The following is an 11106-nucleotide window of genomic DNA, read 5'->3' as shown; positions in this document are numbered from 1 at the left end:
CCCCCCGTCTCCGTTACCATCCGTGCACCTGCGAACTACGGATTCCGATCGATGCAAACGCCGGCGCCCGGCGTCGGGTTGTTGGTTTCGGCGAACGGGATCGGGAAGTTCACGTCCGACCCATAGTTGCCGCCCTTGTGCCACGCACCGGTCGGGAAGACCGAGGTGGCGGCGCGGCCGTACTGCCTGATCAGGCGACGCATGTCGCCCGTGCGGGTGCCAAGCCCGAAGAGCGTGAAGCCGCGCTCCCGGAACAGCTGGTCCACGCGCGCGTTCGTCGTGCCGGCATCGGTGAGCGGCGCGAGGCCGGGCACCGTGGCGCGGAGCGCGTTGAGCGTGGCGAGCGAGCCTGTCGTGTTGCCAGCCGCCAGCTGGGCCTCGGCCTCGATCAGCCGGGCTTCCTTGCCCTGCAGGATCCCCACGGACGACTCGCGCGCCGGCCAGATGCGCTGCACCCAGAACGGCTTGCTAAGGTCGTCGCGGTTGGCGCGGGTGGCGCCGATGAGCTTGCACACGGCGTCATTGCCCTGGCACGTGGGCACGCGCGGGTCGTTCGCAGTGGCGAAGTCAAGTCCGTTGATGCCTTCGCCCGTGGACACGCTGTACCGGCCGGCGATGTTGCCCAGCGTCCAGTACGTGTTGCTCGTGGCGGTCTGCGCGTGGTATTCGAGGTACTGGTACGTCGTCGCCACGCCGGCGACGGCGGTTGCCGCCAAGGCGTACTTGTTCTGGTTGAGCAGGATGCGCCCCTTCACGATCGCCAGCGCCGACTGCACGCGGACGTCGTTGCTGGTCGTCCCGGTGATCAGGGCGAGGCCCGAGTCGGCGTGGGCGAGCGCCCGCGCATACACGGCCACGGTCGTCATCGGCCCGCCGTAGATCTCGGCGCCGTCCACGACCGTGCTGAACACGATGCCGCTGCACATGTGATCGGCGGCCAGGTTCTCGAGGTACGCCTGCACGAAATACATCTCGGCCACCTGCCACGGCGCCGCCGTCGGGTTGTACTTGCGAAGCAGCAGGATGGCCTGCTCGGCCGAGAGACGGGCGCGCGAGAGATTGCGCACCGCCGAAAGGAGGAACGAGTTCTCGCGCGTGATCACGCGCTGGTCGATCTCCTGCCGAGCGATGAACGAGTCGCCGTTGTTCCACTCGTCGGTGAGGAGGCCGCCGAGCTGCAGCAGGCTTTCGTCACCGCTGGTGGAGGTATTGAAGCGCGCCAGCGCGCCGAGGCGCACGGCGTCCGCGCCGGCGGCGGAGGTCACATCACCCGGGTTGATGATGTCGGGGTCCGTGACTTCGAGCACATCGGTGGGATTGCAGGCCGCCAGCACGAGCGCGGCGATGAAGGGCGCAAAGGTCCGCGCCGCGGGACGCGGCAAGCGTGACCGGAGCGCGCTGAGCATGGATGACACTTTCATTCTGGGCGCTCTCCGTTAGAAGCCGAAAGTGAAGCGGAACGTGACATACGTCGGCGGGCCGAAGGCCTGGAATGACGACGGCGCGTCGCCGGTGGTGCCGAAGGCCTCCGGGTCGACGCCGCCGTACTTGGTCCAGAGCACGCCGAGGTTTCGCACGGCGAACGTCGCCTGCACGGTCTTGGCGCGGGCATAGCGGGCCCACGTCTCGGGCAGGTTGGCGTTGAGCGACAGCTCGCGGAAGCGGATGAAGTCGCCCGGCTCGATGAAGCCCGCCACCGACCGGGCGGGAGTCTCGCGCACCAGGATCGTCCGCGCCTGCTGGTCGAGCGGAGCGGTCTTGTCGAACAGGGCGCGGCAGTTGTTGCGGCTGGCGCAGCGGATGCGCTCGGTGTTGTTGTAGATCTTGAACCCGCCCTTGTAGTCGAGCTGGGCCGAGAGGCGCAGGCGGCGCTTCCAGAACTCGACCGCTTGCGTCATCACGACGTCGTACTTGGGCAGCGGGTTGCCGAGGAACTGGTTGGTGTCGCTGAACGAGATCTCGCTCAGGTTGGCATCGGCGTTGTACTCGATGATGCCGTTCCCGTTCTTGTCCTTGTACCCGAGCAGCTTCTTGGACCACCAGCCATTCAGCGGATATCCTTCGCGGTCCTGCAGCGTGGACGAGAGGACGATGTTGGGCAGGCCGTTCAGGCTGACCAGCTTGTTCGCGTTCATCGAGCCGTTCATCGTGATGTCCCAGCCCAGCGCATCACGCTTGAGGACCTCGAGGCGCACGAGCGCCTCGAGGCCGGCATTCTTGACCTTGCCGACGTTCTCGAGGCGGGCGGTGGCGCCGGTGCCCAGCGACGGCGGTAGCACGCGGCTCACCAGCGCGTCGGTGGACAGCTTGCTGTAGTACGTGAACTCGGTCACCACGCGGCTGTCCCAGAAGGTGCCGTCAAAGCCGAGTTCGTATTCCTGCGACCGCTCGGGCTTCAGGTTGCGATTGCCCAGCGTGGTGTACACGACGGCCGGCACGTCGCCGCTTTCGCCGCGGAAGGTGCTCGCCGAATAGTACGGCACGGCATCGGTGGTGCCGGGCTGCACGCCGGCGGCGCCGGTGGCCGTGCGCAGGCGGATCTGGTTGATCCAGCCATACTTCGGGAAGAAGCCTTCGTCGGACAGCACCCACGACAGCGACAGCTTGGGGTAGAACACCGTCTTGAAGTCGGCGCCGAAGGCGCTGTTGCGGTCGGAGCGCACGGCGCCGGTCACGAAGACCCGGTCGCGCCAGGCGATCCCTTCCTCGACATACGCGCCGAGCGTGCGGCTCTCGGACGTGCTCTCGTCGGCCTGTGCCGTGGCCGCCGCGGTGACCTGCACCGCGCCCGGGGGCAGCGTGAGGCCCGTGGCGCCGTTGCGGTCGAACGTGCTGCGGTAGAACTGCACGCCGGCCGTCGTCTTCGACTCGACCGTCTTGGACAGCGTCCGCGTCGCGGTGGCGCTGCCGTCCACGGTGTAGGTGAAGAAGTTGGTGCGGTTGTCGATCTTGAAGCCCTGCTTGTCGGTGATGCTCGGGCACTGCGCGAAGCGGCAGAGCTGCGTGTCGGTGCGGTTGATGTAGTCGACGCCGGCGTTGGCGCGCATCGCCACCCAGGCGAGCGGCCGCCAGTTGGCGGACATCGAGGTGATGAACCGCTCGATCCCCTGGGTCGTCTCGGCCTGGTAGATGTCACGCGGCGTGAACTCGCGCCAGCCGTACAGCGTGTCGCCGGCGGCGTTGGTGTTGAACTTGTAGCCCGGGCCGCCGTAGATATTGGCCGCGATGCCCGGCGTGCCGCTGTCGTCACTGCGCGGCAGCTTGATCTCTTCCGACGTGTAGCCCGAGCTGAAGGCGAGGTCGGCCTGCGGCGAGAGCGCGATGTTGAGGTTCGCGCGGGTCGAGACCTTCGCCACGCCGCCCGGGTTGCGCTGGCGCGCCGTCAGCGAGCGCTGGTGCGCGTCGATGTACGCGTTGTCGAAATCCGGCACCTTCGTCACGCCATCCTCATTCTCGATCTGCGCCAGCAGGAAGTAGCGCACCGCGTCCGAGCCGCCGCGCACCTGCAATCCGTGCTGGTAGCGGTAGCCCACCCCGAACGGCGTGGACTGCTTGTCGCTCGTCATGTCGTACGACGTCAGGCTGTCCTGCACGCACGCGCCCGTCGCCACGCCGGTCAGGTTGCAGAAGACGGCGTTGAGGTTGGAGGTCGTGGACCGCGTGGACGTCGTCGTTCCCGTCTTCCAGCCGGTGTAGGCCGTGGGATAGTCGTTGCGGTCCGACGCCATCGTCTGCTCGGTGAAGTAGCTCCACTGCGGCTTGCCGGCGACGCCCTTCTTGGTCGTGATCACGATCACGCCGTTCGCCGCGTCGGTGCCGTACAGCGTCGCCGCCGACGGCCCGCGGACGATCTCGATGTTCTCGATCTCCGACGGATTGAGGTCGCCAATGCGGCTCGGCAGCGTGCCGCCGACGCTCACCGTCGACGACCCCGTCGTTCCCTCGACGCGGATGCCGTCGATGAAGTAGATCGGGTTGTTGGAGAGCGACAGCGAGCTGGTGCCGCGAATGCGGACGCGGATGCCCGCGCCCGGCTGCGTCGCGCCGAACACCGCCACGCCCGCGGCGCGGTTGGTGAGCAGGTCGCCGACGTTCGCGATGGCTTGCGTCTTGCTGATGTCCGCCGCGCTGACCTGCGCGATGGCGTTGCCCACCTCGATGCGCCGCTGTTCACCGATGGCGGTCGTCACGACCGCGCTCAGCGATGCCGGCACCGGGTTCATCACGAAGTTCGCCGTGACGCTCTGCCCGGCACGCACGGTCACCTGCTGCCGCGACTCGGCGTATCCGATGCGCAGCGTGCGGACCGTGACGTTGCCGGCGAGCACGCCGCGAATGGTGAACCCGCCGTCGGCATTGGTGAGGGCGGCGGCTGGTGAGCCGATGACCATCACCTGAGCGGACGGGACCGGCAAATTGGTCCCCACCTCCGTCACGCGCCCGGTGATGGTCCCCTGAGTGGCTTGCGCGAGCATCGTGCTGGGCGTAGCCACCGCCCATCCAATGGTCGCGAGGCAGTAGAGCAGTTTGCGATAACTCATGAAGGTGGCACCTGTAAGGGTACGAGGCGGCGCCGGGGGGAGCGCCGCGAGGGGATTCGTGCGCAAAATCATGTCTCGCTTTGGCTTACACCGCAAGTTGAGGCGATAATCGTTCTCATTTGAGTCGCTATTACTCGCCGGTGCTCAAGAATGTCACAGCTCCGATCGCCCATTCCTCTGGCCCCCGCGCCTCCCGCGCCTAGAATTCGAGCGTGACTCGCCACGCGGCGGCGATCCCCTAGGCCGCCACCTTACACCAAACCACCACGCCTTCGCGCCGTGCCGCGTTCCGGCGTTGGAGATCACGAATGCTCGCCCTTCAATGGCTCGACAACGCGCGCGCGGTGATGCGCGCCATCGAACAGACCCAGCAGGAGAACATCCGCCAGGCCGCGACCGTCATGGCCGAGTCCATCGCGGCGGGGCGCTGGGTGCACACGTTCGGGTGCGGGCACGCCACGATTCCGGTGGAGGAGATGTATCCGCGCATCGGCGGCTTCGTCGGATTCCACCCCATCGTCGAGCTGCCGATGACCTTCTTCACCGGCATCACGGGCCAGATGGGAATCCAGCAGTTCCTCTTTCTCGAGCGCGCCGAAGGCTATGGCGTCGCGATCATGAAGGGGTACGCGTTCGATCCGAGGGACACGATGTGGATCTTCTCCCACACGGGGATCAACGCCGTGAACATCGACGTCGCGCTCGAGGCCAGGAAACAGGGGATGACCGTCGTCGTCTGCGGGTCGGCCGCCGAGGCGAAGGGGAAGGTGACCCGGCACTCGTGCGGCAAGACCATCTTCGACCTCGCCGACGTCGTCATCGACACGTGCGTCCCGGCGGTGGACGCCTCGGTCCCGCTCAAGAACCATTTCGACCGGATCGGGCCGCTCTCCACGATGGCCTTCGTCACCACGGTGTGGATGACCATCGCCACGGTGGCGGAGATCCTCGCCGATCGCGGCGTGACACTGCACATCCACCCGTCGCACAATGTGCCCGGCGACACGACGGCGCGTGAGCGCCTCGATGCGGCGCTCGCCGAGTACAAGCGGCGCGTCGCGCTCGTCTAGGCGGCGCGCCGCGCCCGGTAGGCGCGCAGCGCGACGAGGGCGAGCAGCAGCTCGAGGACCAGGCAGACCGTCAGATAGGCCGGCAGCGCGCCCACGCCCGCCGCGTCCGACAGCACGCCCATGCCGTAGTTCAGCAGCATGTTGCCGGGCAGCGCGATCACCAGCACCACGCTGAACGCGGTCCCGGAAATCGTCGGGAAGAGGTCGGCGACGTAGCTCATCAGCAACGGGAACCCGACCGACAGGCCGGCGCCGATGCACGCCATGCCGACGGCGGTCACTGTCGCGCTCGGCGCCCAGTGCACGGCGCCGATGCCGGCGACGGACAGCACCAGCCCGGCGAGCAGGACGCGGCCGCCCGGCAGTCGCTGCAGCACCGCGGCGAGCACCAGTCGGGCGACCGTCATGCCCGCGACGTAGGCCGACAGGGCCAGCAGCGCGTCCGCCGGCGCCACGCCGCGGGCCCCCTGCAGGTACGTCGTGGACCAATTGTTCACCACGCCTTCCACGCCGCTCTGGAGTGCGAGCGTGAGCGCGATCGTCAGCAGCGCCCCGTCACGCAGCAGGCCAGCCCCGGCGGCGACGGGGAATCCCTGCGCCTGCTTGGGCACCGGATACGCGGTGGCGCCGATGAAGAGGACTGGCAGCAGCAGCAGCGCGCCGAGTCCGCTGAGCACCGTCGTGTGGTCCACGGCGCGGAGCGTTGCCAGCAGGGCGGGCATGCCCAGCGCGCCGAGTCCGAAGAAGACGCCGAGCAGGCTCAGCCTGGCGCCGCGCTCACCGGCGGAGATGTCGGCGACCAGCGCATTGGTGCCGCCGTTCAGGATGCCGCCGCCGAACCCGATGGCGAGGATGGCGATCCGCAGGACGCCGACCGATGGCGCGAACGCCAGCGCTTCCAGCCCCGCGACCACCAGCGCGGCGCTGGCCACCAGCAGTCCGCGATAGCCGAAGCGATCCACCACCGGGCCGAAGACGAGCGAACCGGCGAGCAGGCCGAACGGCAGGATGCTGACGAGCGCGCCGCTCGCCGTGCCGTCGAGGGCAAAGCGGGCGGTGATGCCCGGGAGCAGCGAACCCATCGCCAGCAGCGAGATGCCGAACATCAGCATCCCGATGCAGGCGGCAGCGAAGACCAGCGGCTTGCGGTACACGGCGGAGACTCGCTAGGCGAGGGACGAGACGGTGCGCTGCGCGAAATGCGCCGCGCCGTGCAGCGCGGCGGTGCCGCCCAGCGCCGACGCGGCCAGCTCCACCTGCGTGATGCTGATGGGCTGCGCCCAGCGCCGCGCCTCACGCGCGATGTCGGGCAGGAACCGCGCCGCCGGACCGAAGACGCCGCCCCCGAAAATGATCCGCTCCGGATTGAACAGGCTCACGAGATTGGCCGCGGCCATCCCCCAGAGCTCCACGGCGCGATGCAGCACGGCCATCGCCACTTCGTCGCCGGTGTCGTAGAGCCGGAAGACATCGGGCGCGCGGAGCGTCCCCGCGGGAACGGCGCGCAGCGCGCCCTGGTATCCGGGACGCTCCGCCATCAGCTCGTGCGCGTACCGGGCAATGCCGTCGCCCGAGGCGTAATGCTCGAAGGCGCCGCAACTGCGATACTTCTCGTCCCACGGCCGCTCGAGCGCGAGCCAGCCGATGGCGCCCGCAATGTCGTGGGCGCCGTGCAGGATCCGTCCGTCCACGAGAATGCCGGCGCCAATCCCCGTGCCCACCGTCAGGAAGACGGCATTGCGGCAGCCGCGCGCCGCGCCGTGCCAAACCTCGCCCATGATGCAGCAGGAGCGGTCGGCCTCGATCACCACCGGCAGGTCCTCGTACGACAGCGAGGCGCGAATCTCGTCGCGCAGGGGATAGTCGTCCCATCCCGCGATGTTGGGCGCCCAGACGCGCCCCGACTTTGAATGCGCGATGCCGGGAACGGAAAGTCCGATGGCGGCCACGTCCGGCGCCTTGGCCATCAGGCGCTGCAGGGCGGCGATCACGAGCGTCCCCACCTCGCCGCCGCCGCGCCGCTCGATGAGGCTATTGTCCTCGGCGATGACGGCGCCGCTTGCATCGAAGACTGCCCCGGCGAGCTTCGTGCCGCCAAGATCAAGCCCGATTACTGCCATGTCTGTGTCCTCGCGTGTCCTGCGGTGCGCACGAGCCGGGGGCGCGCGGAAAACTTACGACGACTGGGCCGGGCTGTCACGGGAGCGGCGGACGCGGATGGCGGAGCGCGGATGGCGGATGGCGGATGACCAACGCGCACACTGACGCGATGTTCGCAAAGCGAGCTGCACAAAAACAAACGGCCGCCGGATAAAGTCCGGCGGCCGTCTGTCTCAACTCGGCGCGCGCTACGGAATGCGAAGCGTCACGAACACGGAATCGCCGGTCAGCACGTTGTTCACCTTCTTCGAGCCGACCGTCACCGTCGTCGAGTCGCGGATGACGGCATCTCCGAGCGGGATCGCGTACACCTTGTACGTGCCCGTCGGCACGGCGCGGAACTGCCACGTGCCGGTGGCGGACGCCGAGCCAATCTGTCCTGGCACCGTCATGTTGATGCCCTGCAGGTAGACCGTGGTGTTCAACGGGCTCTTGCCCGAACTGCTCGTGACGGTTCCGAAGATCTTGCCGGGGGTGGCGGAGCGACTGGCGACGGAGTTCGGAATGGTCGCCGACAGCACGTACGCCACCCCGGGGCGCGTCGGAACGGCAGTGCCGCCGTAGGGCTCGAGCACGAGTGCGAGGAACGAGTAATCCTGCGGCTGCACGTTGAGCGCCTTCATGTCGCCGCGCACCTGCGCCTCGAGCACGCCGACGCTGTTGTACCACTGGCCCGTGCCGAGGTCCGCGTCGTCGAGCGGCGCGTTCTCCGGCACCGGCGACAGGATGCCGCCCACGCGCGTGGCGGTTCCGGTGCGCTCATCCACCAGCCAGGCGGCGTATCGGAAGCCCGCGGGCGGACGGATCAGGTTGCGGAAACTCAGGCGGATCTGGTCACCCCAGAAACTCGCGTTGACCACGTACGCCGACACCACGAAGGGGAGCCGGTCGGCGGAGGCCTTGGCAAACGATCCGAACGTGCTGCCCTGCACGGCGTACGCGGCGCCGCTCTTGAAGCGGAACGCGAGGAAGCCGGTGCGCGCGGCGGGCATCGTCGTCGGCACCGACCCTTCGCCCGACGCTCGCAGCATCACGTGCGTGAAGTTGGGGATGCTGGCGCTGGCAATGCGGATGCTCACCGTCGTCGCGGTGTCACTGATGGAGAACTGCGCGGCCGCGGCCGTGTCGGCCCTGACGATGGCGACCGACGAGTCACGGTTCACCGGACGGCGGCTGCGCATGGTGCGAATGATGCGCGCCGCGGGCGCCGCCATGAGCCCCGACGCGGTGTCGACCAGCGTGACCTGATAGGTGACGCCGGCGCCCGTGGGCGGGAGGTTCGACACGTTGAACTCGATGGTGTCGCGCGCGCTCGCCGACGTGATGCGCGCGCCCGACACGATGGGGAAGGCGGCATTGCCGGCCGGTCCGAACACCATGTCGAGCAGCGGCTCGCCCACGACGCGCGACGGGCCGGAGATGGGATCGGTCTGGCAGGCCGCCAGCACAAACGCGGCCCCGATGGCGATGGCGAGGGCTCGATGAGAGGTGCGCATCTCACTTCCCTCCGGGGATGTACTTGAAGACGAGCGAGTACTGCATGTTCGTCGGGGTCTTGGACGCGGGGTGCGGCGCCGGCAGGGCGTCGCGGATGCGCCGGTCCTGGATGTAGCCGATGGTCGCGTCGAGCTCGCGGCGGTTGAAGTTCGTGTACGTCACGGCGCGCGCCTGGGCGCTCAACCCGATCGTGGACGTCAGCGGATAGTTGACGCCGCCGCCGAAGGTGGCCATCGGATTCGAGACCTTGTGGTTGTGACGCTCCGCGCGCGGATCCATGAACATCGCGTAGATGCCGGATCCCGCGAAGCCATACACGCGCCCCCGGGCCACCGGGATGCCCGCCACGGCCTGCAACCCGGCCTGGACGAGCGTGATGCGCTGTGCCACTTCGTACAGGAACGTCGTGTCGCCGAAGTCGAAGGCGACCACGGGGAACTGCGAGCCGTCGGTCACCGGCCGCGACACGTCCACCAGCAGGCCGACGCCGAGCGTCGATCCCTTGATGGCGAGCTTGAGCGGATTCCACGGGAGCTCGTAGGTGGCGTCGAGCCCCACGAAGGGCGTCGCCTTGAGCGCCGTCGACTTGTCGAACGTCTGCTGGCCAAACTGCACGCCCAGGTCGAACATCTTCGGCTGGGTCTGTGCTCCCAGCGACGACGCGCCCAGGAGCCCGGCACCGACGAGCGCGATGAGTCTGCGCATGTTTGATGGTCTCCCGAGGGTTATTTGCCGATGTGGAAGCTGAGAACCTGATTGTTCTGCAGTTCCCCCATCGTGGTGTAGGCGTAGTCAAGCGTGAGCTTGCGGCCGAGCACCGGGATGTTCACGCCGCCGCCGAACGAGAGGCCGTCGGCGAACTTCCACGGCGCGTGCTGCTCGTTGAACCAGCGCTTGCCGACGCGCAGGAAGTAGTTCGCCTTGTAGCCGTACTCGAAGCCGAGGGACGGCTGCACGTCCGTGTCGATGGCGTCGAAGAAGTCGAGCTCGCCCACGAGGGAGTGTTTCTTGTTCGCGCCGAACAGCGCCTCCGCGTCGCCGATGAGGTGCGACTCCAGTCCGACCCGGAAGCCGGTGGGGAGCTGCACCTGCCGCGTGTTGAACTGCACCGGGATGGAGCCGCCGGTGGCGAAGCCGTTCTCGCGCGGCGCCGAGACGCGCCGCTCGATGCCGCTCCCCGTGAACCGGTTGCTCGGCCCGATGTTGGTGATCGCCGCCGCCACGCTCAGCCCGTAGAGGCCGGTGCGGAAGCGCGTCGCCAGGTCGAACCCGAAGTACCGGTTCTGGGCGAAGTCGATGCCCTCCTGCACGAGGCGGAGCCCCGCCGAGGCCGCCAGGCGATCGGTGATGTTGCGCGCGTACTGCAGCGCTAGCGCCGATCCCGTGTACGAGAACTGTCCCGGGAAGGCCGGGTCGTCGCCATCGGGCGCGACTTCCGTCGTGCGATCGATGGAGCCGGAGGTGAACTGCGTGAAGGCGAGCCCCAGCGCGCCCTGGCCGAGCGGCATCGTCAGCGCCGCCGCGGTGTTGGTGATGCCGCTGCTGCTGCCGTACAGCTGCATGTAGCTGACGATCGCCGAGATGTCGGCGTTCGTCACGATGCCGGCCGGATTCCAGAACATGGCCTCCGGTCCGTCGATCGTGGACACGACCGACGACGCCATCGCGGTCGAGCGCGCCCCGATGGAGATCTCGAGGAAGTTGGCCCCGCGCGTGCCGACGCGTGATGTGCGGTCGGTCGCTTCCGGGACGATGATGGTGCCCTGCGCCGCCAGCGACGCCCCCCAGAGGAGGGCGCACGCGGCGGAGGCAAGGCGATGGGTGTTGAATGTCATGAG

8 protein-coding genes are annotated in these 11106 nt (G+C 68.3%); 1 reads left to right on the top strand and 7 read right to left on the bottom strand.

Features of this window, described 5'->3' with window-relative positions; all coding sequences use genetic code 11:
• Nucleotides 1–35 precede the first annotated feature (35 nt).
• Together VGJ96_07140 and VGJ96_07135 are read right to left on the bottom strand one after the other, a co-directional pair.
• Complete coding sequence (locus VGJ96_07140) at nucleotides 36–1421, bottom strand: hypothetical protein (GenBank protein ID HEY3286882.1); 1386 nt, start codon at nucleotides 1419–1421, stop codon at nucleotides 36–38.
• 15 nt (nucleotides 1422–1436) lie between these two features.
• Nucleotides 1437–4541 (bottom strand): SusC/RagA family TonB-linked outer membrane protein, encoded by a 3105-nt coding sequence (locus VGJ96_07135; protein ID HEY3286881.1) that lies wholly within the window; start codon nucleotides 4539–4541, stop codon nucleotides 1437–1439.
• A 308-nt stretch (nucleotides 4542–4849) separates the two neighbouring features.
• Here VGJ96_07135 and VGJ96_07130 point away from each other — a divergent pair, with 308 nt between their 5' ends.
• Nucleotides 4850–5611 carry a sugar isomerase domain-containing protein gene (locus VGJ96_07130; GenBank protein HEY3286880.1) on the top strand — a complete coding sequence of 254 codons (762 nt, stop codon included), beginning with the start codon at nucleotides 4850–4852 and terminating at the stop codon, nucleotides 5609–5611.
• On the opposite strand, the gene VGJ96_07125 is transcribed toward VGJ96_07130, so the two are convergent.
• The 5 genes from VGJ96_07125 to VGJ96_07105 form a co-directional block, all read right to left on the bottom strand.
• Nucleotides 5608–6765: an MFS transporter gene (locus VGJ96_07125; protein ID HEY3286879.1), complete on the bottom strand. Its 1158-nt coding sequence runs from the start codon at nucleotides 6763–6765 to the stop codon at nucleotides 5608–5610. The two genes, VGJ96_07130 and VGJ96_07125, sit on opposite strands and share 4 nt — an antisense overlap.
• A gap of 12 nt (nucleotides 6766–6777) precedes the next feature.
• Nucleotides 6778–7731, bottom strand: a complete 954-nt coding sequence (locus VGJ96_07120; protein ID HEY3286878.1) for an ROK family protein — start codon at nucleotides 7729–7731, stop codon at nucleotides 6778–6780.
• Nucleotides 7732–7959: 228 nt separating this feature from the next.
• Entirely contained in the window at nucleotides 7960–9267 is a 1308-nt protein-coding gene (locus VGJ96_07115; protein ID HEY3286877.1) for a hypothetical protein, read from the bottom strand.
• A 1-nt stretch (nucleotide 9268) separates the two neighbouring features.
• Nucleotides 9269–9973, bottom strand: a complete 705-nt coding sequence (locus VGJ96_07110) for an outer membrane beta-barrel protein (GenBank protein HEY3286876.1) — start codon at nucleotides 9971–9973, stop codon at nucleotides 9269–9271.
• 20 nt (nucleotides 9974–9993) lie between these two features.
• Nucleotides 9994–11103, bottom strand: coding sequence for a PorV/PorQ family protein (locus tag VGJ96_07105; GenBank protein HEY3286875.1), 1110 nt, complete (start codon nucleotides 11101–11103; stop codon nucleotides 9994–9996).
• Between the last annotated feature and the right edge of the window lie 3 nt (nucleotides 11104–11106).

Source organism: Gemmatimonadaceae bacterium, assembly GCA_036504815.1.
Classification (GTDB): Bacteria; Gemmatimonadota; Gemmatimonadetes; order Gemmatimonadales; family Gemmatimonadaceae; genus PNKL01.
Note: the sequence above shows the minus strand (reverse complement) of the source record. Positions and strands in the feature narration are given on the sequence as shown.

Coding starts and splice junctions, on each gene's coding strand:
- VGJ96_07140 (HEY3286882.1), bottom strand. CDS start 1,421: ATGAAAGTGTCATCCATGCTCAGCGCGCTCCGGTCACGCTTGCCGCGT.
- VGJ96_07135 (HEY3286881.1), bottom strand. CDS start 4,541: ATGAGTTATCGCAAACTGCTCTACTGCCTCGCGACCATTGGATGGGCG.
- VGJ96_07130 (HEY3286880.1), top strand. CDS start 4,850: ATGCTCGCCCTTCAATGGCTCGACAACGCGCGCGCGGTGATGCGCGCC.
- VGJ96_07120 (HEY3286878.1), bottom strand. CDS start 7,731: ATGGCAGTAATCGGGCTTGATCTTGGCGGCACGAAGCTCGCCGGGGCA.
- VGJ96_07115 (HEY3286877.1), bottom strand. CDS start 9,267: ATGCGCACCTCTCATCGAGCCCTCGCCATCGCCATCGGGGCCGCGTTT.
- VGJ96_07110 (HEY3286876.1), bottom strand. CDS start 9,973: ATGCGCAGACTCATCGCGCTCGTCGGTGCCGGGCTCCTGGGCGCGTCG.
- VGJ96_07105 (HEY3286875.1), bottom strand. CDS start 11,103: ATGACATTCAACACCCATCGCCTTGCCTCCGCCGCGTGCGCCCTCCTC.